General features: G+C 42.6%; 23 protein-coding genes and 1 pseudogene. 19 read left to right on the forward strand and 5 right to left on the reverse strand.

Annotated features, from left to right (window positions below; translation table 11 throughout):
- Positions 1–62 precede the first annotated feature (62 nt).
- The 7 genes from proB to CXF81_RS00550 all read left to right on the forward strand — a co-directional run bounded on the left by proB (position 63) and on the right by CXF81_RS00550 (position 7,877).
- Positions 63–1,175: a glutamate 5-kinase gene (gene proB / locus CXF81_RS00520; protein ID WP_101179155.1), complete on the forward strand. Its 1,113-nt coding sequence runs from the start codon at positions 63–65 to the stop codon at positions 1,173–1,175.
- Between the two features lie 85 nt (positions 1,176–1,260).
- Positions 1,261–2,511 (forward strand): glutamate-5-semialdehyde dehydrogenase, encoded by a 1,251-nt coding sequence (locus tag CXF81_RS00525; protein ID WP_101179157.1) that lies wholly within the window; start codon positions 1,261–1,263, stop codon positions 2,509–2,511.
- 64 nt (positions 2,512–2,575) lie between these two features.
- Complete coding sequence (locus CXF81_RS00530) at positions 2,576–3,814, forward strand: energy transducer TonB (RefSeq protein ID WP_232771716.1); 1,239 nt, start codon at positions 2,576–2,578, stop codon at positions 3,812–3,814.
- Positions 3,815–3,839: 25 nt separating this feature from the next.
- On the forward strand, positions 3,840–4,415 hold the full coding sequence (can, locus tag CXF81_RS00535; protein WP_101179160.1) for a carbonate dehydratase: 576 nt from the start codon (positions 3,840–3,842) through the stop codon (positions 4,413–4,415).
- Positions 4,416–4,592: 177 nt separating this feature from the next.
- Positions 4,593–5,819, forward strand: a complete 1,227-nt coding sequence (locus CXF81_RS00540; RefSeq protein WP_101179162.1) for a multidrug effflux MFS transporter — start codon at positions 4,593–4,595, stop codon at positions 5,817–5,819.
- Between the two features lie 337 nt (positions 5,820–6,156).
- Positions 6,157–6,972 carry an ABC transporter permease subunit gene (locus CXF81_RS00545; RefSeq protein WP_232771717.1) on the forward strand — a complete coding sequence of 272 codons (816 nt, stop codon included), beginning with the start codon at positions 6,157–6,159 and terminating at the stop codon, positions 6,970–6,972.
- Positions 6,969–7,877 (forward strand): ABC transporter ATP-binding protein, encoded by a 909-nt coding sequence (locus CXF81_RS00550; protein ID WP_101179166.1) that lies wholly within the window; start codon positions 6,969–6,971, stop codon positions 7,875–7,877. The genes CXF81_RS00545 and CXF81_RS00550 overlap by 4 nt, the downstream gene beginning before the upstream one ends.
- Positions 7,878–8,059: 182 nt before the next feature.
- Here CXF81_RS00550 and ilvC read toward each other — a convergent pair whose 3' ends face one another.
- Positions 8,060–9,544, reverse strand: coding sequence for a ketol-acid reductoisomerase (gene ilvC, locus CXF81_RS00555; RefSeq protein WP_101179844.1), 1,485 nt, complete (start codon positions 9,542–9,544; stop codon positions 8,060–8,062).
- 225 nt (positions 9,545–9,769) lie between these two features.
- Here ilvC and ilvY point away from each other — a divergent pair, with 225 nt between their 5' ends.
- Positions 9,770–10,633, forward strand: coding sequence for an HTH-type transcriptional activator IlvY (gene ilvY / locus CXF81_RS00560; RefSeq protein ID WP_101179168.1), 864 nt, complete (start codon positions 9,770–9,772; stop codon positions 10,631–10,633).
- A gap of 116 nt (positions 10,634–10,749) precedes the next feature.
- Here ilvY and CXF81_RS20555 read toward each other — a convergent pair whose 3' ends face one another.
- A complete protein-coding gene (locus CXF81_RS20555; RefSeq protein ID WP_369828616.1) occupies positions 10,750–11,094 on the reverse strand; it encodes a hypothetical protein in 345 nt (114 codons plus the stop codon).
- Between CXF81_RS20555 and CXF81_RS20560 the strand changes: the two genes are divergently transcribed.
- Entirely contained in the window at positions 11,049–11,174 is a 126-nt protein-coding gene (locus CXF81_RS20560) for a pentapeptide repeat-containing protein (RefSeq protein WP_369828617.1), read from the forward strand. The genes CXF81_RS20555 and CXF81_RS20560 overlap by 46 nt on opposite strands.
- Before the next feature lie 172 nt (positions 11,175–11,346).
- Here the strand turns inward: CXF81_RS20560 and CXF81_RS00565 are convergent.
- Positions 11,347–12,513: pseudogene (locus tag CXF81_RS00565) on the reverse strand (YifB family Mg chelatase-like AAA ATPase); the annotation flags it as partial.
- Positions 12,514–12,965: 452 nt separating this feature from the next.
- Here CXF81_RS00565 and ilvA point away from each other — a divergent pair.
- Positions 12,966–14,540 carry a threonine ammonia-lyase, biosynthetic gene (gene ilvA / locus CXF81_RS00570; RefSeq protein WP_101179845.1) on the forward strand — a complete coding sequence of 525 codons (1,575 nt, stop codon included), beginning with the start codon at positions 12,966–12,968 and terminating at the stop codon, positions 14,538–14,540.
- A 13-nt stretch (positions 14,541–14,553) separates the two neighbouring features.
- Here ilvA and plsB read toward each other — a convergent pair whose 3' ends face one another.
- Positions 14,554–16,989 (reverse strand): glycerol-3-phosphate 1-O-acyltransferase PlsB, encoded by a 2,436-nt coding sequence (plsB, locus tag CXF81_RS00575; protein ID WP_101179171.1) that lies wholly within the window; start codon positions 16,987–16,989, stop codon positions 14,554–14,556.
- A gap of 199 nt (positions 16,990–17,188) precedes the next feature.
- On the opposite strand from plsB, the gene lexA reads away from it, so the two are divergent.
- The 5 genes from lexA to CXF81_RS00600 all read left to right on the forward strand — a co-directional run bounded on the left by lexA (position 17,189) and on the right by CXF81_RS00600 (position 22,693).
- Entirely contained in the window at positions 17,189–17,809 is a 621-nt protein-coding gene (gene lexA / locus CXF81_RS00580) for a transcriptional repressor LexA (protein ID WP_101179180.1), read from the forward strand.
- A gap of 560 nt (positions 17,810–18,369) precedes the next feature.
- Positions 18,370–19,485: a cytochrome c oxidase subunit II gene (gene coxB, locus CXF81_RS00585; protein WP_198556301.1), complete on the forward strand. Its 1,116-nt coding sequence runs from the start codon at positions 18,370–18,372 to the stop codon at positions 19,483–19,485.
- A 12-nt stretch (positions 19,486–19,497) separates the two neighbouring features.
- Positions 19,498–21,108, forward strand: a complete 1,611-nt coding sequence (gene ctaD, locus CXF81_RS00590; RefSeq protein WP_101179184.1) for a cytochrome c oxidase subunit I — start codon at positions 19,498–19,500, stop codon at positions 21,106–21,108.
- 17 nt (positions 21,109–21,125) lie between these two features.
- Positions 21,126–21,782 carry a cytochrome c oxidase assembly protein gene (locus CXF81_RS00595; RefSeq protein ID WP_232771718.1) on the forward strand — a complete coding sequence of 219 codons (657 nt, stop codon included), beginning with the start codon at positions 21,126–21,128 and terminating at the stop codon, positions 21,780–21,782.
- 11 nt (positions 21,783–21,793) lie between these two features.
- Entirely contained in the window at positions 21,794–22,693 is a 900-nt protein-coding gene (locus CXF81_RS00600; RefSeq protein WP_101179186.1) for a cytochrome c oxidase subunit 3, read from the forward strand.
- A gap of 72 nt (positions 22,694–22,765) precedes the next feature.
- Here CXF81_RS00600 and CXF81_RS00605 read toward each other — a convergent pair whose 3' ends face one another.
- Positions 22,766–22,975 (reverse strand): DUF2909 domain-containing protein, encoded by a 210-nt coding sequence (locus CXF81_RS00605; protein ID WP_101179187.1) that lies wholly within the window; start codon positions 22,973–22,975, stop codon positions 22,766–22,768.
- Positions 22,976–23,047: 72 nt separating this feature from the next.
- On the opposite strand from CXF81_RS00605, the gene CXF81_RS00610 reads away from it, so the two are divergent.
- From CXF81_RS00610 to cyoE, 4 genes are read left to right on the forward strand one after another with little or no spacing between them, the layout of a single operon-like run.
- On the forward strand, positions 23,048–23,830 hold the full coding sequence (locus tag CXF81_RS00610) for an SURF1 family protein (RefSeq protein ID WP_232771719.1): 783 nt from the start codon (positions 23,048–23,050) through the stop codon (positions 23,828–23,830).
- A 1-nt stretch (position 23,831) separates the two neighbouring features.
- Positions 23,832–24,395, forward strand: coding sequence for a hypothetical protein (locus CXF81_RS00615; RefSeq protein ID WP_101179189.1), 564 nt, complete (start codon positions 23,832–23,834; stop codon positions 24,393–24,395).
- 17 nt (positions 24,396–24,412) lie between these two features.
- Positions 24,413–25,396: a heme A synthase gene (locus CXF81_RS00620; protein WP_101179191.1), complete on the forward strand. Its 984-nt coding sequence runs from the start codon at positions 24,413–24,415 to the stop codon at positions 25,394–25,396.
- A gap of 42 nt (positions 25,397–25,438) precedes the next feature.
- Positions 25,439–26,341: a heme o synthase gene (gene cyoE, locus CXF81_RS00625; protein WP_101179193.1), complete on the forward strand. Its 903-nt coding sequence runs from the start codon at positions 25,439–25,441 to the stop codon at positions 26,339–26,341.
- Positions 26,342–26,353 lie beyond the last annotated feature (12 nt).

Here is a 26,353-nt window from a genome sequence, read left to right on the forward strand (position 1 = left end):
TGTTTATTAGACCAATTTAAGTATTCTAGAGCATATAAACATTTTGTAACAAAATACAAATTATGACTCCTTTTTCATGGCAAAGAGCCGTTATAAAAATCGGTAGCGCCTTAATCTCGCCAAATGGCGATGGGTGTAGTGCCGAATATCTTTTATCTATCGCAAAATTTATAACCGCGAGTCGTCAACAAGGCAAAGACATCATCGTTGTATCGTCTGGCAGCGTTGCGGCAGGGCGCAGTTCAATAAAAACCGGTCTGCAAGCATCAATATCTGAAAAACAAGCGATGGCGGCTATTGGGCAGACACAAATGATGGCTAATTGGGCGCGATTTTTTGATTTTCCCTGTGCCCAAATCTTGCTAACACTGGACGATCTTCACGACCGTCGTCGTTATGTAAATGTAAAGAATACTTTACGAGAACTATTAGCCAACAATGCATTACCCATCGTGAATGAAAATGACACAGTGGCGGTAGATGAAATTAAAGTCGGTGATAATGATAATTTGGCCGCGCATACGGCACTCGTTGCGCAAGCGGACACCCTCATAATCTGCACTGACGTTGATGGTTTATTTGATGCAGACCCTAGAAAAAAACCGAATGCAAAATTACTCTTGAACGTAAAAACCATTACATCGCAAATAAGGGCACTGGCTGGCGGCGCCGGCACGGCGGATGGGACGGGCGGCATGATCACAAAACTGCAAGCGGCTCAAAAATGCGCAGAGAGTGGTGTACAAACATTGCTAGTGAATGGCAAACAATCGAGCGTTTTTGATTTATTGGCGCAGGGTTTATGCCCGGGTACATTGTTTGATGCTGCACCTACTAAACGTTCAGCAAGGCATCAATGGTTGTCGCATACGGTTAAATCAAAAGGCACGCTGACACTTGATTTAGGCGCGTATATGGCCGTTACTGAAAAAGGCGCGTCGCTTTTAGCGGTGGGTATTAGCGCGATAAGTGGCAATTTCAAGAGTAATGATGCGGTGGATATTGCATATCAAGGATGCATCGTTGCTAAAGGAATTAGTCTATACTCCCACACGGAACTGCAATCAATTAAGGGTTTAAACAGCAGTCGCATAGAGGATGTACTTGGCTTCAGTCATGGAGAAGAGGCGGTCCATCGCGACGATTTAGTGCTAATCAAGGCGCGAATACCTTAATAACTTAATACATTAATACCCTAGCGCCCTAACACCATACCAACGCTAAAGGGGTGTTGACGATACACAATGGAGACTAAAACGCATGACATTTGATATTCAAGTTACCGCAAGAAGAGCATCTGAGGCAAAGCATCAAATAGCTTCTTTAAGTAACGCCAAGCGTAAAGCCTTGCTCACCGAAATTGCAAATAACTTAATTGCGGCAGTGCCGGCCATTATAGATGCCAATAAGCTTGATTTAGAGCAAGCGACGACAATGGGTCTAAGCGCAGCAATGCTAGATCGTTTAACGCTTGATGAAAACGCCATTAAAAGTATCGCCGATGCGGTTTTTTTAATTGCCGGTCAACCAGACTTCTTAGGCGCGATCAGTCATATGCAACCGCAGGCTTCTGGTATTCAAGTGGGTAAAATGCGCATCCCCTTGGGTGTTATTGCGATGATTTATGAGTCACGACCAAACGTGACGATTGACGCTGCAGTGCTTTGTTTAAAGTCGGGAAACGCGGTTATTTTGCGTGGCGGTAAAGAAGCTCAGCATAGCAATCAAGCATTAGCGCAAGTATTGAAGGCGTCATTAAAAACGCTGCAGTTAAGTGAAGATATTGTGACGGTTATTCCCATTGCCGACCGCGACGTAATGGCCAAAATGTTGACCTTGAGTGAGAGTATCGATCTCGTTATTCCTCGCGGTGGCGAAGGCTTAATTAACTATGTTACCGCAAATAGCCGTATTCCGGTGATCCAGCATTTCAAAGGTGTATGTCATTTGTACGTCGATAAAGCGGCAAAACTTGATAATGCCCTAGCAATTTTGGAAAATGGAAAAACACAGCGTACCGGGGTATGCAATGCGCTTGAAACATTGTTGGTGCATGAGAGTGTTGCCGCTGAATTTTTACCTTTGGTGGCAAAAATGTTTGAGTCTAAGTCAGTTGTGGTGCATGCTTGTGCTAAATCACTTGCCTATTTTAAGCACGCGACACTTGCCAATCAAGCCGATTGGGCAGCTGAATACCTTGCCTTAGAAATCGCAGTGAGAATAGTTGATGATGCAGAGCACGCATTTGAGCATATTCGTGAATATGCTTCAGGGCATACGGAAGTCATTGTTACCGAGGACTTCTCTCTCGCTCAGCGATTTATGCGAGAAGTCGATTCGTCGGTCGTCATGGTCAATGCTTCATCTCGGTTTTCGGATGGCGGTGAGCTTGGTTTAGGTGCTGAAATTGGCATTTCGACCAGTAAACTACACGCCTATGGACCGATGGGTGCTGAATCGCTAACAACGCAAAAATTTATAGTCATCGGAGATGGTTCAATAAGGCATTGATCCACCTTTGAATGTAAAATAATAACAATAACGGACCTTGAAGTTCGACGATGTAAACCTAACTATGATAAATATTCATACCATGGAAGATGAGGAGCTGATGACAAGCTTCAGTCAGCGCCATAAAGTACTGGCTGCGGCGTTAGCGACGGTGTTTATCGGCTCTGGGCACGCCAATGCAAAACACGCCAATGCAAAACAGGCTAATACAAAAGCAGAGGTCGAGGTTGACGAAAGCGTGCCTATAACGACATTCAGTCAAGCATACAAAGCATATACCTCCAGCATAAAATCCGGCAAATACTCACCAAATGACTTAGCGCAGGTTGCAAAACTAACTTACCAATTAGGCCGAGCAAAGTTCGGTCCACGTCACCAGAATACATTTATGTTACAGCAAAATTTAGCTAACGCTTATTTAGAAGCGGGTGAATATAAATTGTCTGCGGCTAATTATGAATCGGTTATTGATTACCATGAAGAAACGCAAGGTGATGAAAGCCAAGCGTATTACTTTGCTTTGCTTGACATTATTAGTCTCATTTACAGTGCCAATAAAGCCAAGAAATTATCTGCCCGTGAATTGGGTATTTCTCAATTTAGTCGCAAAAAAGCGATTGTAAAACTGTTTAAAGTGACCGACGAGTTGGTCGTTAAAATGCCTGAGAATAGCTTAATGTTTCGCGGGCACACAGTGAAAACTGCCGTCATTAATCAGTGGACTGAAAAGGACAATCGCCTCCTCAACATGGCTAAAAAGTACAATTTGGATGCCAAGAAAAATTTAGGTCAGGACTCATCGATTTATATTGAGTCCTTGGCTTATGTTGGCAAAGTGTATTTCGGGATGCAAAAATACAAAGATGCGCGGTGTTTTTTTGAACAGATTTTAGCCTTACCGCAAGCTCAAAACAATGAAATTAATCCAATTGAGATAATTGCTCATGCCCATCTTGTATCACTGTACGCGCGTAAAAAGGAAACAAAGAACGCTATTTTTCATAGTCAAACGATAGCCAAAATCAAACCTTGGGACCCTAAGCAAACACCGTTGTACACCGTTCCTGCGACATTTCCGCCAGCCAATATTAGCCGTGCCAATAAAGCCTCGGTGATACTAACATGTGATATTAGTATGCAAGGCCAGCCTATTAACATCAGGATCACCGGCAGCACGGACGCTGATTTCGACAAGTTCGCCCTTAAATGTTTAAGGCAATGGTATTTCGTACCAAAATTTATACATGGTGCATTTGCAGTAGTAGCCGACGTCAACCTTACTATCGACTTTTTAAGAGAATAGTCCATGCTCACAGAAACGAGTTAACATGCCAGAAATTAAGAAACTGTTGGATAACAATTTACGTTGGGCGGAAGAGACCAAAAAAGTCGATCCTGAATTTTTTAATAAACTGTCTGAACAACAAAAGCCGATATATTTGTGGATTGGTTGTTCAGATAGTCGCGTGCCAGCTAATCAAATTGTTGACTTGTTACCCGGCGATATATTTGTACATCGCAATGTAGCCAACATGGTTATTCATACTGATTTCAATTGTTTGTCGGTATTGCAATACGCTATTGATGTGTTGCAAGTGAAGCATGTTATTGTTTGCGGCCATTACGGTTGTGGTGGTGTTGAAGCCGCAATGAGCGACGATAGCTTAGGATTAATTGATAACTGGCTAGCCCATATTAAAGATACGGCAAACGAGCATAAAGCGGTATTAGACCTGCTTTTACCAGAACAAAGAGCCGCCAAATTGTGCGAACTCAATGTGCTGCAGCAAGCTGAAAATGTCCGTCGTACGTCTGTATATCGAGATGCAATGAAACGCAAACAAGACGTTAAAATTCACAGTTGGATTTATAGTTTGAGAAATGGCAAAATTAAAGTGTTATGAGTATTTGTCGCCTCGCCGCAATAATCAGTCGAGTTTATTGCTAAGAAGTAAAAACAGACTGCACTATTTGTCACCGACTTAGTCGTTTTCGCGCGTGCTTGCAATTGCGCATTTGCAAGAAATATGGAACAATCTGCGCCTATTTTCTGTCCATCTCGGTTTAGGTTAGATTTCCCCATGACAACAACGGCAAACATCGCTAATAAACGTCCATTGCCGTTATTGGAATTTATAGCATTAATGGCGCTTTTAACCTCGTTAGTCGCGCTCAGTATCGATGCAATGCTGCCGGCCTTAAACCAAATTGGTTCTGACTTAAACAGCCAAAGTACGCAGCAAACCTATCTGGTTATTTCGCTCTTTTTTGGTGGCATGGCTTTGGGCCAAATATTCTTTGGTCCATTTTCTGATGCGAGGGGCCGACGACTGACTATATTAGTGGGTCTGATTATATTTATTATGGGTACCTTCGTTTGCTATTTTGCAAAATCGATAGAAGTTCTACTGTTTGGTCGCCTGATACAAGCATTCGGTGTTTCAGGACCTAGAGTCGCCTCGATGGCGGTTATTCGTGATCAGTATGCGGGTGATGCCATGGCGAGGGTAATGTCGTTTATTACCGTTATATTCATTCTTGTACCTATGGTTGCGCCTCTTGTTGGCCAAGCTGTCATGCAGTATTTTCATTGGCGTGAGATATTCACTGTTTTTTGGATTGTAGCGGTTATTGCGGGCGGGTGGTTTTTCTTACGCCAACCTGAAACGTTAATAAGAGCTAATCGCAAAAAATTCGCTTGGCATCATTTTTTTCGCTCTTGTTTATGGCTATTAAAACAACCACAAGTGATGGGATACTCTATTGCAATGGGCTGTATATTTGGTGCTTTTTTAGCTTACCTCAGTGGTTCACAAACAATTTTTCAAGAAATTTATGATACCGGTGATTGGTTTCCATTGGTATTCGCAACCTTAGCTTTTTCTATTGGCCTAGCTTCTTTATTTAATGGTCTTATGGTAATGAAATGGGGCATGCACACGATTTGTGATCGAGCTGTGTTTTGCTCGTTAGTTTTCGGTGTCGCATTAACGGCGATCACGTTGTACTACGATGGTATTCCGCCGCTGTGGTTATTTATTAGCACCATGTTTTTTGGCTTCTTTTTCATTGGCATGCTGTTTGGTAATTTGAATGCGTTAGCGATGTTGCCGGTTGGCCATATGGCCGGTTTGGGTGCTGCGTTTATCGGCTCTCTTACTAGTGTCATTGCGGTGCCCGTTGCTACTGCCATCAATCTGTTTTTACGCGACGAGCTAACCCCAATAGCCTTCGGCTTTTTAATATTTTCAGTACTGGCATTTTTTGCAGTGCAGTATGCTAAGAAGACACCAGCGCCAGATCTGTAAACTTGACGCAGTGTGACAACAAGATTGCGTTTTACAATGGCATTTGGCTTGTTGCTAGCCATCGAGCGCATTGCGGATCAAGTTCTACGTCGGCCCGAGCTTCATAGGACATCGCGGTCATTGCGACCAACATAGATAGACTTGGCTATTTTATTTAGTAGTCTGGATGATTTATGTAATTACTTTTGTTCGCGCTAAGAAACTGTTGCAAGCTGTCGTTTAAATGGTGCAAATTAAAACTGCATTGTGAGTAAACTGTGAGACTTTCATCCGTTATTTAGTTAATCTATTTCGTTTCTATATCAATTTTATGATTTTCAATTGGGGTTACAGCTTGATGCAATTGCACGCCAAGCGATCGTTAGATATCGCGTTATTTGAGTTAGTCAGACTATTTTTAACCAAAAGAGGCTTATTTGCGGTTGCTGCGTTTTCAATTTGCTGGTTGATAGTGTTGCGCTATGCCATCGGTGAAGCGGTAAACTTATTAAATTCACCTAATATTGCCGGATTCATTGATCAGGTATTTGGTGCTATAGGCCTAAGTAAATTATTGACTTGGCCACAGGCTGAACTGGCGGTGTATTGGCTAATTGCTGTGTATAGTTTTCCTAGCTTTTGTTTGTTTCTGTGTGCGGACCAGACTGTTGGTGATAGACAGCGCGGGACGCTTAGATTTCTATCATTGCGGGCCACCCGAGCTGAAATAATTTTAGGACGATTTATAGGGCAGTTATTAATCTTAATTGTGCTGTTATCAATCACTTTAGCGGCTACCCTTGCAATGTTTACTTATCGCGAACCATCGTTGTTTTTTGCGGGTTTATCGCACAGTTTAATATTGCTTGGGTATCTGGTTGTTGCGGTGATGCCATTTATTGCTCTGATGAGCCTTATAAATACATTTTCACGGTCTGCACGTTTGGCTTTTATCGTGGCTATTTTATTTTTTGTTGGCGGAAAAATAATTGTTGGATTACTGGCCTGGCAGCTTCCAGCACTTGAGGTGTTGAATTATATATTTCCAGGCTATCAATTGGCAGATATGGCAGCACAAAATGCGGGGTTAATGTTAGCTGTGGGCTTGCCTCTAATACAAACCATGATATTACTGATTTTTGCTGAGCGGATTTTTGCAAGGAGTTCACTGTGAGCACTTTAGTCAAGGCGCAGAGCGTAACTAAGTATTTTGGCTCTAAACTTGCCCTGAGTAATGTGAGTTTTGAAATAAATACAGGCCCGCCAGTCGCGCTTGTAGGACCAAACGGTGCAGGCAAAACAACCTTGTTTAGTCTGCTGTGTGGGTATACTTTTCCGAGTTCTGGTGAATTGAAGATTATGCATCAGCAGCCAGGAAACGCTCATTTATTTGGCAAATTAAGTGCACTACCGCAAGATGCTCAACTAGATCCTGGTTTTAGTATTATTCATCAGCTCAGGTTTTATGCTCAGTTACAAGGATTCGGTAAATCACAAGCCAAACAAGAGAGTGACAGGGTGCTTGAACTTGTCGGTTTGAGTGACGCGGCATATCAACGGCCTAATGATCTATCCCATGGCATGCGCAAGCGTGCCATTATCGCTCAAGCACTGATTGGTTGTCCTCAAATTGTGTTGCTTGATGAGGCTACTGCGGGGCTTGACCCAGTGCATGCGCGCGAAGTAAGAGAGTTGATTAGTACCTTAAGTAATGAAGCTACTTTTATCTTGAGTTCTCATGACCTAAGTGAACTAGAACGTTTATGTGGTCAAATATTGCATCTTGATCAAGGTAAGTTGACCGAACATAACGCATTAAGCCAAAGTACAAGTCAGCAGCACTTCTTCACATTACGATTGGCCCAAAAATACGAGGATGTAGAAAAAAAGCTTTTTGCTTTAGCAGGAGTTCGCAACGTGCATAATAGTCAGGCTAAAGAGTATGTAATTGAATATGAAAAATCAGCAGAGGCTTTCGACATTCAATTACTAAAATACTGCCATCAACAAGGTTGGCAGTATCAACAACTGGTTAATGGCAACACCTTAGAGAATCAGATTTTTCATAAAGAACACTAAGTGGTGGTAAGTGAACCGGAGATCCTTTCATCTAGAAAGAAAAAGCCCGACCAAAGGCCGGGCAAAAGGAGCTACTTAAAGCGCCTAACGACAGAAAAGGTTGAAACTAGTGGTCGTTGCTGTGTCAGTAAAAAAGTCATGCAGTCAGCTATCAATTAATCAGCTGAGCACACAACTCGCGCTTACTCAGACGCTACAATTGCTTTCATGTCGATCATGTATCCACGAAGTTTTTCGCCAACACTCTCCACACCGTGAGCACGAATTGCTTTGTTAACTAGCACTAGTTTCTTGTTATCCACGCCCGTGGATTGATCCGATAATCCACCACCAATATGTTCGGCGGTGATTTTTTGCATTAACTGTTTCCGCAGCAAGGGCAACGCTGCGTTTGTAAATAAGTAGTTTCCGTATTCAGCAGTATCTGAGATAACCACGTTCATTTCATACAGGCGCTTTCTCGCGATTGTATTTGAGATAAGTGGTGTTTCATGTAGTGACTCATAATACGCTGATTCAGGCAGAATACCGGCTTCAACCATCACATCAAAGGCCAGTTCAACACCCGCTTTAATCATTGCAACTAGTAAAATGCCTTTATCAAAAAACTCTTGATCGGAGATTTTACCGCTATACGTAGGTGCGTTTTCAAAACCGGATTGACCCGTTTCTTCCCGCCACTTCAATAAATTAACGTCGCCGTTATCCCAGTCTTCCATCATGTTCGTTGAGAAATAACCACTAATAATATCGTCCTGATGCTTTTCAAATAACGGTCGCATTATTGTTGTTAGTTCAACTGATAATTCGTGAGCAATAATTTTTGCAGGATTAGACAACCTGTCCATCATGTTGGTTACGCCGCCGATTTTAAGTGCTTCAGTAATGGCTTCTAATCCATATTGAACCAATGCACCTGCATAAGCGGGATCGACACCATCTGCTACCATCTTGTCAAAAGCGAGTATTGCGCCAGTCTGTTGCATACCGCACAAAATGGTTTGTTCGCCCATTAAATCTGACTTTACTTCAGCAACAAACGAACTTTCGAGTACACCGGCTCTGTCGCCACCAGTTGCGCTTGCTAATGCTTTAGCCGTCGTCCAGCCTTTGTTTTCAGGATCATTTTCTGGGTGCACAGCAATCAGTGTTGGTACACCAAATCCGCGCTTATATTCTTCCCTAACTTCTGTTCCTGGACACTTGGGTGCACACATAACGACGGTAATGTCAGCACGGATCTGTTGTCCTTCTTCCACCACATTGAAGCCATGCGAATAGCTAAGTGTTGCGCCCTTTCTCATGAGTGGCATCACTGCTTCAACGACGCTTGAATGTTGTTTGTCGGGCGTTAAGTTATACACTAAGTCCGCGCCTGGGATTAATTCTTGATAAGTCCCAACAGTAAAACCGTTTGAGGATGCTCGTACAAATGAATCGCGCTTTTCATCAATAGCGGCTTGGCGTAATGCATAACTGATGTTTAAGCCAGAGTCACGCATGTTCAAACCTTGGTTTAAGCCCTGTGCGCCGCAGCCCACGATGACAATTGATTGACCCTTGAGATAATCACATCCGTCTGCAAATTCGTTTTTGTGCATAAAGCGACATTGACCGAGCTGGTCCAGTTGCTTGCGTAACGGTAAAGTATTGAAGTAATTTGTCATTTTCTGTCCGGTAATTTTTTGAATCTGCTTTTCAAGCATCTCACTCAAACTGCTAAATAATTAAAAGCTGATTGAGTGTTAATTTCTTTGTCTGTGACGACATCTCTTTATAATAGGTAAAACATTTTGTTTTATAAAGTGATATATTTGGAACTTAATGTTTCATAATATGAAACGTAAATTTAAATTGTGTTCTTAGTGTGTGTTTATAACAGGCGATAAAAAATGGAATTAAAGACGCTACAAATGTTCCGCCATTTGGCCAAAAGCTTGCATTTTGGCAAAACGGCGCGCGCTATGTTTGTTTCTCCACCAACCTTGTCGCGCGTCATTAGTCGCTTAGAGGAAGAATGCGGCGCTGCTTTGTTCGTGCGTAATAATCGCAGTGTTAAAACGACCGCAGCAGGACAACGATTTTTGGAATTCGCTGAATTAACCATAAATGCTTGGTTGCAGGTGCGCGCTGATATTGGTCAACAGCAAACTCAATTGAGAGGGGCGCTATCGTTATATTGCTCGGTAACGGCAAGTCAGAGTCACTTGCCCAAGTTATTGGATAAGTTACAGGCGCAATATCCTCAAATTGAACTGCAACTAGATACAGGAGACCATTCTCTTGCCATAGACACTATTGAGCAGCATAAGGCCGACATTGCTATTGCTATTCACACCCCAGAGTTTCCTGATCATTTATCGTTTATTCAAATTGATAGAGTGCCCTTGGTGTTGATTGTTCCTAAAACACTGCAGATAGCCAATATTGATGAGGTGAAATGGCACGAACATAGCGTCGTAATGCCGGCCGGTGGTCCGTCCAAAAGAACCGTAAACAATTGGTTCGCTGAACATGACGTTAAACCAAGAGTGTACGCCAGTGTGTCAGGAAACGAAGCTATTGTGAGCATGGTCGCTTTAGGCTTAGGCATCGGTTTTGTGCCACAAATTGTTTTAGACAACTCGGTAGCTAAAACAAAAGTCACCAGTATTGAGGTAAAAGATATTGAACCTTATTCCTTAGGTCTGTGCTTTTTGCGCGAACGTGAAAACGAAGCGTTGATGCGTGTCATGATTGACCTTTTCGAAAGTTAATGGGTGTAGTTTGAAATAAAGGCAAGCGTGACCTTAGTTTGGCTTTTACGCGTAAAACTGTGTGCCTATTGGACATTAAAACGAAGTCATTTTTCAAGTGCATGAGGACAGCTAGTTCACTCAGTGAGTTCATTTAACATTCGGTCAAAGCTTCTAAAACTGAGTGCCTCGGCCAAGTGCTGTTGATTTACGCGCTCAACGCACTGTAAATCTGCAATTGTTCGCGCAACTCGCATTGTTCGATGGTAGGCACGCATCGACAAATTCATACTCTGCATTGCCCTACTCAAAAATAAACTCTCGGTTTCACTTAATGGACAATACTGCTCAATTTCTTTACCACTTAAGCTTTTGTTTAACTTGCCTTGGCGTTTGAATTGGCGTTCTTGGGCTGATATTACCCGGCGTTTTACAATTGCACTGCTCTCTATCTCAGAGCTATCTATCTGAGAGCTTTCTATCTCAGAGCTGTCTATCTCAGAGCTGTCTATCTCAGAGCTGTCTATCTCAGAGCTGTCTATCTCAGAGCTGTCTATGTTAGCGCTCTCTATCTGTGAACTCTGAATACTAATGGGCGATCCTGAATCGGACCTTACTTTCAACGGATGAACATTACTGTCTGTATTCGTTTCACTGTGATGGGTTGGCGATTTGGTTTGGTGTTTTATTTTTAATGCTTTGCTCAAATCAATTCGAGGTACATTGACTTGTAGGTCGATTCGGTCGAGAAAGGGTCCCGAAATTCGATTCAGATAACGGAGTACTTGATCGGGGTTTGCACGCTGGTCATCTATGTCGCCTGTAGGGCTAGGATTCATGGCGCAGACCAGCTGAAAATCAGCCGGATAGACGACTTTTTGTGCCGCCCGCGAAATATTAATTTCACCGGTTTCCATGGGTTCGCGTAAGACATCGAGTATATGTCTGCCAAATTCTGGCAATTCATCCAGAAATAAAACCCCTTTGTGGGCGAGTGATATTTCGCCTGGCTTCGGGTAGCTGCCCCCACCGACTAATGCAATCGCTGAACTGGTATGGTGAGGTTGCCTAAAGGCACGATTGCGCCAAGTTGATGGACAAATTTTATCACCCGAAATAGATCGAATGGAGGCCGATGTTAATGCTGATTCCTCATCCAGCTCTGGCATAATCGACAGCAGTCTGTTTGCCAGCATGCTTTTGCCGGTTCCGGCGGGTCCAAAAAATAATATATTGTGGGCGCCAGCTGCTGCAATTTCTAATGCTCGTTTGGCGTGTTGTTGTTCAATAATGTCAGACATGTCACCGTATGTAGATACCGTTGCTTTGACTTTCTTGGTGATGTGGTCACTTATTTTGCGTTTGTTACACAGGTGCAGATAGACCTCTGTGAGCGAATTAGCGGCGATGATTTGCGCTGCACTTACCAGGCTTGCTTCATCACCGTTGCTCTTCGGTAGCACTAGTTGACGGTTTGACCTTGAGGCTGCAAATGCCATAGGTAATGCACCCTGTATTGGGCGTAAATTACCTGATAATGCCAACTCACCGACAAATTCATATTGGCTCAAATCGACTTTTTTAAGTTGTTCACTGGCCGCGATGATGCCAATTGCAATGGCTAAGTCGAAGCGACTTCCACCTTTTGGCAAATCCGCAGGCGCCATATTTACCGTGATTCTTTTTGCAGGAAACTCAAAGTCAGAGTTGATGATGGCGCTGCGTACACGGTCTCTTGACTCTTTTACGGTCGTTTCTGGCAAGCCCACTAAGTTAAACGCGGGCAGTCCATTCGACAAATGCACCTCAATTGTTACTAGCGGCGCAGCCACTCCCAAATTAGCCCGAGTGTAAACGATGGATAAAGACATGCAGTAAATCCTATTGATTTTAATTGCCATAGCCTATTGGATGGAGGCACTAAAAACAGCTGACCTTTGTGAGAGAATTTTCAACAAATGCTTGCGAAGGTCCTAGAATTAGGGCACATTGAACTTGTGACGACAACATGAATCAATATTTTCAAGCATCTTCGCAACATCGCTATACACACAAAATGTGCAATGACGATAGTTGAGCGAGGGCGCAGTGCATTCTTAGAATCCACAAAACCCTCCATAAAAGAGGGTTTTTTGGTTTTTAACACCCTTACTCTTTTAACGGGTATCTACGCTTTAGATTTGCAAACACGCTGTAAAAGCAGTGATTGCAAAAGTGAGTAAATAAGATGCACTGTTCAATGCACATATGCCGAGCTGCGCTTTGATAATAAATATCAAGTAAAGAGCGCCGCTAAAGGCAATGTGCGTGAGCCACCAACATTGGATTATTAATGCAGTCAAATAACGTATATATGAACAACGCGGCTTCAAAGAGTTCAGCAGCCACAACGCTGCTGTCGCCATATCAATATTTAACTAAAATATTATGCGCACCTGTGTATGAGGTGGCGGTTAATTCGGATATGGATTATTTAGCTAGCTTGTCGACTGAGCTTAAAAACAAAGTTTATTTGAAACGCGAGGATCAACAGCCAGTTAAGTCATTCAAAATTAGAGGGGCGTATAATTGTATTCGCCACCTCACTGATGAACAGAAAGCGGCAGGGATTGTTGCGGCTTCAGCTGGTAATCACGCACAAGGTGTTGCTTACGCTGCTAAAAAGTTAAACATTAAAGCGACGATTATAATGCCCGAAACCACGCCTGAGATTAAGGTTGAGGCGGTAAAGCGCTTCGGCGGTAACAATGTCACCGTAGTTCAAGCGGGCACAAGTTTTGATCAGGCCAGTGATTTAGCCAAAAAATTGTGTGCTGAAAATGGTTACTCAATGATACCGCCCTTTGATCATCCTGATGTCATTGCAGGACAGGGTACGATAGCGAAGGAGATGCTGGAGCAAAATCCCAACTTAGAATACTTGTTTGTGGCGGTGGGTGGCGGTGGTTTGGCCGCTGGGATCGCCATTTACGTAAAGCAACTGCGTCCTGAAATTAAAATTATTGGGGTAGAGTCAGTTGAGTCTGCGTGTTTAACCGCGGCAATTGAGAAAGGTGCACCGGTTACGTTGCCTAGCGTGGGTATTTTCGCAGATGGCGTTGCAGTAAAAACCATTGGTAGCGAAACCTTTAGATTATGCCAAGAATACTTGGATGATGTAATTACCGTTTCTAATGATGAAATTTGTACTGCAATTAAAGATATTTTTGACGATACGCGAGTTATCGCCGAACCTGCTGGGGCATTATCAGTGGCTGGTATTCGCAAATACACCAAGCAATACAAGCTTCAAGGTGCCGTGATTGGGGGTGTTTTATGCGGTGCAAATATTAATTTCCACACACTGCGATACGTATCCGAACGCTGTGAACTAGGCGAGCAAAAAGAAGCTGTTTTTGCGGTCAAAATACCCGAGGCAAAAGGGTCATTTAAGGCTTTCTGTGCCATGTTAGGTGGTATCACCATAACTGAATTTAACTATCGCTATGCAAAAAGTGACGAAGCGCACATTTTTGTTGGGGTTAAGTTAAAGCGCGGGATCGTAGAGTTGCAGGCGTTGTTAAAGCGACTGAATAAAAATGGTTACGAGTGTTTTGATATGTCGGATAACGAGTTAGCCAAGCTGCACGTTAGACATATGGTCGGTGGCAAGCCGCAAGAGTATATTAACGAGCACTTATTCTCTTTTTCCTTTCCTGAATATCCGGGTGCGTTAATGCACTTCTTAACAAAATTAGGTGAACAATGGAATATCACGCTGTTTCATTATCGCAATCATGGTGCCGCTGAAGGTTTAGTTTTAGCCGGCTTTGATATTGATGAGGATAAGCGTTCGCTATTTGATTTACACGTCAGTGAGCTTGGCTTTGAAATGCATGAACACAAAGATAATCCTGCGTATAGATTGTTTTTATCAGGGCAGAATTAATCTGCCTTTTTGCTTATATTTTCTCTAAATGCTGGGCGATTTCAGGCCAAACTAACTCCATAATGGCCTTTTTTAACGCTAAGCTGTCTTCTGAAAATTCTAGGGTCCCACTGTCAAGCGTGTTGAGTAATTTGTTTTCACGCAATGCGTTTACGAACGACCCCAATACATTTTTATCATAAAATTCAGGCGAACTCATACCATAAAGTGTCGAAAGACGTTCGGCAATAACGCAGCTTTGCTTCTCTAAATGAGAGCGCGCAATGGTTTTTTCTTTTTCCAATACTCTTAAAACAACAGCATAACGTTGCCAAGTTTCTTGCATAGCACGACTCAACAACCAAGCCGAATGAAAACCGTCATCACTTGACGAGGGCGGTGATAAAAACTCACCGTCTTGCTTTAACAACCCTTGTTGTTTCATTTGCCCAATGAGCGCCTTGGCATGCTCAAGCGCTTGCTCTAATGAGAAATGCATAAAGAATTCACGTTTTAATAGAGGGTAAAGTTTGGCAACCATCTCAATGATTGCTGAGTTATGCGTTTTCTTTTGATTGAAAATTACCGCCATGATCAAACTTGGTAAAGCGAAGACGTGCAAAATATTGTTGCGATAATAGGTCAGTAAGGTCGCGGTATCTTCTTTGGCGGCGACTAATTTTCCGTATTGGTCGCTTGATTGATGGAATCGATTGAGTGCCAGCGTGGTTTGCACTAATTCCAGTGCCTCTTCTTTTGGCAGTGTAAAATCAACACTAAAAGGAACTTCTGATAAGAGTGACAAATAATCTTTAATTGCTCTAGTCAGTTCTGACTCACTCATAATGTGAGTTTTAGATGAGAGCAAGCAAAGCGCAACCAGCGCAGTACCGTTTAGCGCGGCCGCTCGGTTAATTCGGGTCATGATGGTGTCAGCGAGGACATTCACTGCCGGTGTTAACCATGCCGGCTTCTTATCAGGGTCATCCGGCGTTGTTGCGCTCCAATTTTCTACGTGTTTGTCCAGGAATTGGTTAATTTGTAAGGGCTCACCAAAGTTGACGAAACCATGGCCATAGTTTTTGAGCTTGCGAATAGCTGAAAATACCTGAGTCGGCGATTCTTTTTTCTTACCCTTCCCTTGAAGTTCCTTTTGGTAGCTCTTTACTTCCATCACATGTTCGTAACCTAAGTAAACAGGCACAATTGAAACCGGTCGATTGATGCCTTTAATCGCTGCTTGCAAGGTCATTGCCAACATACCCGTTTTAGGCGGCAGCAAACGTCCGGTTCGTGAGCGTCCACCTTCGGGATAATATTTAACCGAATACCCACGGTTAAATAGCAGCTCTAAGTATTCTCTAAAGGTCGCTGTGTAGAGTTTATTGCCAGCAAAACTTCGGCGTAGAAAAAATGCCCCGCAACGTCTAAATATTTTACCGACCGGCCAAAAATTGAGATTTATACCGGCTGCAATATGCGGCGTGACCAAGCCCTCGTGGTGAATAACATAGGTTAACAAGAGATAATCCATGTGCGAGCGATGACAAGGTACATAAATAATTTCATGACCATTTTGCGCTAGTTCACGCACTCGATAGGCGTGGCCTACATGTATACCGTTATAGATTTTATTCCAAATGCGGCCCAATATGCGCTCGCTAATGCGAATTAGCCCAACGCGGTAGTCCGCTGCAATTTCATCAATATAGCCGATGGCTAGCTTTTTAGCTTCTTGGGTGCTGATGTTTTTTTGCCGCATAGTGTCTAACATGGCTTGTTTAACTGAATCGGAACCGAGCAATGAGTTGTGCAAGGTTGAACGTTCTAAAAGTGTTGGACCATTCAATACTTGACGCTTGCGTTGAAAGTGAGTTCTTGCTACGCGGACTAATTTTTGAGATATCTTTTGGTTTGAACCATGCAGCTGTCCCATCTGCTTTGTGGACACGGCTTTACTGTAACTGACTACATTGTCACGCCCCAAAAATATAACGATGAGGAGTTTTCTCAACCAACTAGGAGAGGCTCTGTCTGCTAACAGTTGCGCAAACCCAGAGGACTTTTTACTCGCTGCTCTACCCCAAGAGATAAACACGGGGACCACTTGTAAATCAAGATCTGGATTTTCACGATGCAAATGGAACATGTTTGTGAAGACATCCTCAATGCTGGTCTTCTTCACTTTTCTTGATAGTAAGCTTTGCGGTCGAGTTAAGAAGTAACAACGTTTATGCTCTTCTCCTAAGAATTCAATAGGTGAAGTGGGATCCGGCAAGCCTAAACCAGCTGCCGACTTTTGCAAAGCAACAAGGTCAGTGATTGATTCGGTTTGAATCAAGTACAAGAGAGGTTTCTTTTTATCTATACCTAATTCAACTTCAATATTCGCAGGAATGCTGTTAACAGAAATAAGCCAACGAATTGGTAAAGTGAATATTTTAAGAAAAAATGCGCGTGCGCCAGTCATGAAGTTTTCCAGGTAAAAATCAATATGCCATAATAATGTCCAGACAGTTTAGCATTGCTTTCGTTCGTTTATATACAAATTGCGTTGCCACGCATTTGTTGTTTATAGGATCGTTTTCAAACAAATAATGATTTGATCGTTGCCATTTGCCTTTTCCCGTATATACTTAAACTTAACTGTATAGAAAAACAGGCTGTTTATGCGTCCACTAACTCCCAGGCAACAAGAAGTACTCGACCTTATTAAGAGCACGATGATAGATTCGGGCATGCCGCCCACTCGTGCTGAAATAGCGCGTCATTTAGGTTTTAAATCAGCCAATGCCGCGGAAGAACATTTAAAAGCCCTCGCGAAAAAAGGGGTGATCGATATTATTCCTGGAACGTCACGCGGGATTAGGTTGAACTGCGCCTTGGACGATGAGGCCCAAGAAGGATTACCACTGATTGGTCGGGTTGCAGCAGGTGAACCCATTTTGGCAACTGAGCATGTTGAATGTCACTACAAAATTGACCCTAATCTGTTCAAGCCAAATGCTGACTTTTTGCTAAGAGTCAGTGGTATGAGTATGAAAGATATCGGCATTATGGATGGCGATATATTGGCAGTGCATCGCACAACTGACGTCCACAATGGTCAAGTTGTGGTGGCTCGGGTTGATGAAGACGTCACGGTAAAACGTTTTGAGAAACGCGGCAGCCAAGTATTACTGCATGCAGAGAACGACGCATTCGCTCCTATTAAAGTTGATTTAGCTTCTCAGCCGTTCAATATTGAGGGAATTGCTGTTGGCGTTATCCGAAATTCAGAATGGATGTAGTGTTGGGTAAGCTATGTATGCTTACTCACAAATAAAAATATCATAATTTAAAAGACCGCTATTTGAAGTGACCCCATTAAGTTGGACACTTTAGTTAAGCGGTTTTTTTATCTCCTTCGGCCCATCGCAAAATCAAACCTATAAATATCCGTTTTTTCAGTCTGTTGCTGATGGCCATCATTCCCGCCTTGGGTATCCTAGAATCTGTTTTGTGCAGCGTTAATTGAAAAGTACAGCACTGGGGCTAACAAAAGCACGAGTAAATACAATAAATCGTCTGATCCGCATTACTGCTTATTCATTAAACACGTCAGTCCAGCTAAATTCGCCTACTTTATAAACACAGTGTTTAAAAATTAATCGCTATAAGCATATTCAATCTATTTTCAAGAAAACACTAGACTATGCAGGGACTTTGTTTAATCATTGTACTTTGATTTACATCAAAACAACAAAACAAACAAAATCTTCACATTGAATGTTAAAAATTAACAACTGGGCGAAGAAGATTAGAGAGGAGTACCAGAGTGAATCGAATATCTACATTGCTAATTGGCGTTATGTTAGCGTTCAGTAATTCAGCAATAGCGACAACTGCCGCAGAGCGTTCCAACCTGAACTTACGTCCGGGAGCTAGCGATATCAGTTTGGAAGTTTATGAGTTGCACATGTTGATGTTCTGGATCTGTGTTGTCATCGGAGTCATTGTGTTCGGGGTTATGTTTTATTCGATGGTAATGCATCGTAAATCTGCCGGCGCAAAAGCAGCTAATTTTCATGAAAACGTGAAAGTCGAGGTTTTGTGGACTGTTATTCCATTTGTTATTCTCATCGCGATGGCTTGGCCAGCCGCAAAAACGCTGATCGCGATGGAAGATACCAGTGAGGCTGAGGTTACGATATTAGTGACTGGCTCGCAGTGGAAATGGCATTATAAGTATCAAGATAATCCAGAGGTTGAATTCTTTTCTTTACTGGCAACTCAGCAAGAACAGATTCAAAACAAATTTACTAAAGGTGAAAATTATCTACTAGAAGTAGATCGTCCGTTGGTCATTCCAACCGGCAAAAAAGTCCGCTTTTTGATCACCTCTGATGACGTTATTCATTCTTGGTGGGTACCTGATTTTGCGATTAAAAAAGATGCAATCCCCGGTTTTATTAATGAATCATGGACTAACGTAAATGAACCCGGTATCTATCGTGGTCAGTGCGCTGAACTGTGCGGTAAAGATCATGGCTTTATGCCGATTGTAGTTATTGCTAAAGGGCCTGCTGAATACAGTGCATGGTTACAAGAGCAAGAAAGCGCGGCGAGAAGAGCAAACGAAGAAGAGCAACGTTTACTAGCGATGAACATGAGTATGGAAGCGCTAATGACGCAAGGTAAAAAAGTATATGATACTGCTTGCATCGCTTGCCACCAAGCAAACGGTGGCGGTTTACCACCCATGTTCCCCGCGTTAAAAGGCAGTAAAATTGCCATAGAAAAACAAAATATTCCGGTTCACATAGACTATATCATTAACGGTAAAAATAATATGCCAGCCTTTGGCAAGCAGTTATCCATGTCTGAAATAGCCGCCGTGGTGACTTACGAGCGAAATGCTTGGGGTAATAATACCGGCGATATGGTGCAAGCTAAAGATGTTAATTTAGTGATTAACGGTAAATAGGAGGTCATCAAAATGAGTACAGAAACTTTAAACGACGCACATGATTCGCCCGATGGCCATGACGCCCATCACGATCATCATATTCCTAAAGGCATCTTAAGATGGCTCTTCACCACTAACCATAAAGATATAGGAACACTTTATCTTTGGTTTGCTTTCATCATGTTTTTGATTGGTGGTGCAATGGCAATGGTTATTCGCGCCGAATTATTTCAACCGGGTCTACAAATAGTTGATCCTCACTTTTTTAACCAGATGACCACCGTACATGGTTTGATTATGGTTTTTGGTGCCGTTATGCCGGCCTTCACAGGTTTAGCTAACTGGATGATTCCTATGATGATTGGCGCGCCAGATATGGCATTGCCACGCATGAATAACTGGAGCTTCTACATCCTTCCATTTGCCTTCATAATTCTGCTTTCTTCATTATTTATGGATGGCGGCGGTCCTGCATTTGGTTGGACTTTCTACGCGCCTCTATCAACTCAATACAGCGGCGACAGTACCGCTTTATTTGTGTTTTCAGTTCACATCATGGGTATTTCATCGATTATGGGTGCGATCAATGTCGTGGTGACTATTCTCAACATGCGTGCCCCTGGTATGACCTACATGAAAATGCCACTGTTCGTCTGGACTTGGTTGATTACCGCATTCTTACTTATTGCCGTTATGCCAGTGCTTGCTGGCGCGGTAACAATGGTTCTCACCGATAAGTTTTTTGGCACTAGCTTCTTTAATGCCGCTGGTGGTGGTGACCCAGTAATGTTCCAGCATATTTTTTGGTTCTTCGGCCACCCTGAAGTTTACATCATGATTTTACCTGCTTTCGGTATTATCTCGGCGATTGTGCCCACATTCTCACGCAAACGGCTATTTGGTTATGCCTCGATGGTTTATGCAACGGCGTCTATCGCGTTATTGTCATTCATTGTTTGGGCGCATCACATGTTTACCACTGGCATGCCGGTGGCCGCCGAGATGTTCTTTATGTTTGCGACCATGCTGATTTCAGTGCCAACCGGTGTGAAGGTGTTTAACTGGGTAGCAACAATGTGGCGTGGCTCGTTGACCTTTGAAGTGCCAATGATGTTTGCGATTGCCTTTATCGTTTTATTCACTATTGGTGGTTTGTCGGGCTTGATGCTTGCGATTACACCTGCTGATTTCCAATATCATGACACTTATTTTGTGGTTGCTCACTTCCACTACGTGCTTGTAACAGGTGCTTTGTTCTCCATTATGGCGGCGGTTTACTATTGGTTGCCAAAGTGGACCGGTAAAATGTTCGATATTACCTTAGGAAAATGGCATTTCTGGTGCTCACTGATTTCGGTTAACGTGTTGTTCTTTCCTATGCATTTTGTAGGACTAGCAGGGATGCCTCGTCGTATTCCCGATTATGCATTGCAGTTTGCTGACTTCAACAAGTGGATTAGCATCGGCGGATTCGCGTTTGGTTTATCTCAATTGATTTTCCTTGCGCTAATTATTAAAGCGTGTCGAAAAATTGGTGAACCTGTATCTGATCAAGTTTGGGAAGGTGCTGAAGGCTTAGAATGGGAAGTTCCATCTCCTGCGCCCTACCATACTTTTTCAACACCACCGCTTATAAAGTAAACGAGGATAGCTAAGGTATGTCTGAACAGCCTGGATCTAAAAGTACAGCTGAAAAACCCAATTTGTCGCTCGAGAATGAGCGCACAGAGGATGCTCAGATACCAAAAACACGTGCTCAGCTAGCGTCTGAAAACGCCAAAACAGTCAAAAAACTGGTGTTTGTTGTGATTGGTATGTTGGGTTTTAGTTTTGCCTTAGTGCCCTTGTATGATGTGTTTTGTGATCTTACCGGCATTAATGGTAAACCATCAAACGAGGCGGCTGTTTATGAATCGGTGGTCATAGACGAGTCTAGGACAATAAAAGTTGAATTTATTACGCGCACGCATTCTGGTATGGCTTGGGAATTCAGTGCGCAGACTGCCGAAATTAGATTACACCCAGGGGAAATGGGTGAAGTTGAGTTTTATGTCCGTAATCCAACTGAGCACGACATTATCGCACAAGCGATACCTTCAATATCACCTGGGATTGCTGCTTTGTATGTTAATAAAACAGAATGTTTTTGCTTTAAACATCAACCATTAAAAGCCGGTGAAGAAGCAATAATGCCCATGAAGTTTTATGTTGACCCCCAACTGCCAAAAGAGTTTACGTTTTTTACATTGCAGTACACGTTATATGACATATCTGCAACAGTACAACCTGCTGTTGTTGCTATGGACAATGGCTAATGGAGAAGAAAATGGTTGAAGAGAAATACGAAAAATATTATGTACCCGATCAAAGCATCTGGCCCATCATTGGGGCTGTGGCTTTGTTTTTAATCGCCGTTGGTGCTGGCAATTTTGTTATCGAAACTACCCGTGATAAAAGTGGCTATGGTTTCTATACTCTCATGGCAGGCTTTGTCTTATTGCTTATTATGCTCACGGGCTGGTTCAAAAACCAAATTGACGAGTCAATGAGCGGCCTTTACAGCGCTCAGTTAGGGCGTTCCTATCGGCAAGGTATGGCATGGTTTATATTTTCTGAAGTAATGTTCTTTGCCGCGTTCTTTGGTGCTTTATTTTATGCCAGAACAATCAGTATCCCATGGTTAGGCGGAGCATCTAATAATGCGAGCACAAACGAAGTCTTATGGAATGGCTTTGAAGCCACATGGCCTTTACTAGTGACCCCAGCGGATGCAATAACGACAGGTGAGGCGTCAACCAAAGCGATGCCTTGGACCGGACTTCCGCTTATTAACACCGCTTTACTATTAGCTTCTTCCGTAACATTGCACTACGCACACGTTGGCTTAGAAAAAGTCAAAAGAACGCAACTGATGGTACTACTTGGTGCGACTATTGTATTAGGTTGTATTTTTGTTTTTTTACAAGTTCAAGAATATGTTCACGCTTATGTCGATTTGGGCTTGAAGCTTGATTCTGGTGTTTACGGTAACACGTTTTTTCTGTTAACCGGTTTCCATGGGATGCATGTTACGTTAGGAACAATCATACTTATGGTCTTATTCGGTCGATGTTGGAAGGGGCACTTTACACCCAAAGAACACTTTGCATTCCAAGCAGGTAGTTGGTATTGGCATTTTGTCGACGTCGTTTGGGTAATGCTATTTTTCTTCGTTTATATTTTGTAAAAACAAAAAGGCTATTTCATCAGAAATAGCCTTTATATTTGCGAGCAGGGTCAGTTTATTTATTAACGTTAACTAATACGGTGTTGGGTTGGGTTGGATGATACCTGTTGCTACCGCAATGAGGATAAGTCCAACAATGAGTGCGGATGCAAGTACACGTCTACCAATGTATTTACTCATGTTTTGGTTTTGATCGTTTTTCAGCATGCTCATCATTGCTTGAAAGAGACTAAACACCATGAAAATGAGTAGTCCGCCAATTGTCAATTTTACATATAACATTTGCACTCTCCCTAAATATTAGTTCACTCTGTTAAAGAGTTCCAAAGGACGTTGAAAGGTCATTATAAGAATATGTGGATTCGAAAACTTCCTATACTACCTACCATAATCACTTTATTGTGTGTTGTCATTATGTTTGCTCTGGGTATTTGGCAGTTAGAACGAAAAGCCGAGAAAGATGTCCGCTTAGCGCAAATTAATGAGCGCAAATCGAATAGGCCTTACAAGCTCTCCGAATTATTACTTCAACAGACTATCAGTGATAAAGATGCTGATATTCAAGACTTCCCCGTGAGCTTTAGTGGAACCGCGCAAATGGATAGTTTGTTTTTTATTGATAATAAAATAGTCTCAGGTATGACCGGCTATCAGCTAGTGGTGCCAGTAATGACGATTGCAGGTGATATCGTTCTGACCAATTTTGGTTGGCTTCGGGGTAACGCCATACGGGGTCAATTACCGTCCTTAACTTCACCGGTTACGGCTTTATTTAGCAATCAGTCACAACAGTTTACTGGGGTCGTGAGTTATCCATCAATCAATACCATGGTATCGGAAACTAATATTGCCTTTGGAAAGTTTCCCGCATTACTGCAACAGATAGACGTAACGCAAATCAAACAGCATTTAAGTGCTACAGGGATTTTGACATCAGGAAAACTCTTTCCCTTCGTTGTTAATTTATCGCCGCAGCCTAATTCGGAATTTGTGCGCAATTGGCAACCCGTTGTGATGAGCCCCGACAAACACTTAGGGTATGCTGTCCAATGGTTTGGCTTAGGCATTGCGGCACTGACAATTTATCTTCTTAGCCTGATGAAGCTATTTAACACTAAAAATAATAAAGAGAATTAACATGCAACAAAAATCAAAAAAACTCACTGCGTTAGCGCTCATCCTTGTTTTTATCCTACCCGTCATACTGGCTAAATTGGCATTGAATAACGGGTGGTTCAACGAAGGCGCTACCAACAAAGGGCAATTATTAAACCCCATTATTGAAGCTGGCGACTTGTTTATCATTACAGGCGAAGAGCCGCATTGGCGCTTAGCTTATATCGTTCCTGATTTGTGCGACGCGGCATGCGAGAACGCTATATTTAGTATCAGTCAAGTTCGCACTGCCGTGGGTCGTGCAATGGACCGAGTAGATGCTGTGTTTATTGTGACAGACAGCAGCGACCCCAAGGCGGTTGCAAATCTAGAAGTAAATGATTTTGGTAAGTTGTTAAAAGCGGACATAAATAATGTTAATAATTTGTTTCAACAAACCGGGAATAATGGTATTTTCTTAGTAGACACTTTAGGTAACGTTGTACTTAAATTTAATACTACGCTCGAACGTGAACAAGCAATTATGGATAGTCGGGACATTTTAGCGGATCTGCGCAAGTTATTAAAATTGTCTCGAATCGGTTAGAACAGGATAAAAGAATAATGAAGAAACTGGTGCTCGCTAGTACTTTTTTAGCACTATTAGTCATTGTCCTTGGTGCCTATACGCGCTTAACGGATGCGGGGTTGGGTTGTCCAGATTGGCCTGGTTGCTATGGGACTTTGCTGGTTCCTCAGTCTGCAGAATTGGTAGAGAGTGCAAATCAAGCGTTTCCTGAACGACCATTGAAAGCTGAAAAAGCATGGAACGAAATGATCCATCGCTATTTCGCTGCTGGTTTAGGCTTTTTCATCGTCGTTCTATTTTTTACATCAGTAGTCAAAAAGATGCGTGGTTCACGTGGTCCTGTGAAACTTCCTTTGCTGATATTCGTTTTGGTGTGTTTCCAAGGCGCTTTGGGTATGTGGACAGTGACCCTTAATTTATTACCTGTGGTTGTGATGGGACATTTACTCGGTGGATTTGCCGTACTGTCTTGTTTGTTTTTACTCTACCTAAGATTAACGTCCTATCGAATTCCTGGTGGTGACGCGCAAATTAGACCTTATGCGAAGTTTGGTGCATTGGGTATCGCAATAGTCGTCTGGCAAATTGCGCTGGGCGGCTGGACTAGTGCAAACTATGCTTCGCTTGCTTGCACTGAATTACCTATTTGCGAAGGTGATTGGTTTGGAAGTTTAGATATCGCTGGCGCATTCAGCGTGCCGGTTGCTGAAAATTACGAATTTGGAGTGCATGACTATCAAGAGCGCGTAACCATGCATGTTATGCATCGAATTGGCGCAATTATTACCTTTATTTACTTATGTTGGTTAGCTATTACTCTGTACACACGTTCTTCTTCAGGTTTAGTTAAACGACTAGCAACAATGATGACTTTGGTATTAGGTGCCCAAGTATTGTTGGGCGTAAGCAATGTTGTTTATAGCCTGCCATTAACCGTTGCTGTTTTGCACAATGCGGTTGCCGCTTGTTTATTACTCGTCATGGTCCTCCTAACCTACACAATGTATCGGAAGTACTAACATGACTGAGTTTACTGTATTCAATTTTCTAAGGAGAAGTGCATGAGCCAACAAGCTATTGCTTCCAAATCCATTCACCGTCAAGCCAAATGGCGTGACTATTATGAAATGACCAAGCCTCGTGTGGTGATGTTATTGTTACTCACGGCGCTGGTGGGTATGTGCCTCGCTACAGAAACATGGATTGATCCGCAAATATTGGTCTTTGGTATGTTGGGTATTGGTTTATTGTCATCTTCAGCTGCCGTGATTAACCATGTTGTTGATCACAACATAGACAGTTTAATGGCTCGAACCTTTAATCGCCCGGTTGCAACCGGTAGAATTTCACCAAAACAAGCGATTATTTTTGCTTTTGTTATTGGTGCGATTGGTTTTATGTCGTTGGCACTTTTTGTCAATATGATAACCGCATGGTTAACATTAGCCAGCCTTGTTGGTTACGCCTTTATTTATACGTCGTACCTTAAACGCGCAACACCGCAAAACATTGTGATTGGTGGTTTAGCCGGTGCAGCGCCGCCGCTATTAGGGTGGACCGCAGTAACCGGCGATATTCATGCCTACGCGCTTCTGTTAGTCCTAATTGTATTTACCTGGACACCTCCGCATTTTTGGGCTTTAGCTATCCACCGTGAAAAAGATTATGCCAAAGCTAAAATCCCAATGTTACCTGTAACGCACGGTATTGATTTCACTAAAACCTGCGTTTTGTTATATACGGTTCTATTGTGCTTGGTATGTGTATTACCTTATTTGGTTGATATGAGTGGCTTAATTTACCTCATAGGTTCTACTATTTTGAATGCTGGTTTTATGTATTACGCTATAAAGCTAAAATATAATCCAACGGCAACAACAGCGATGGATACGTTTAAATACTCAATTTACCATCTTATGATTTTATTCGTGGTGTTGCTGGCTGATCACTACATTCCTTTGTAAACTTTTCTGCTA

Source organism: Glaciecola sp. 33A (assembly GCF_002836745.1).
GTDB lineage: Bacteria > Pseudomonadota > Gammaproteobacteria > Enterobacterales > Alteromonadaceae > Glaciecola.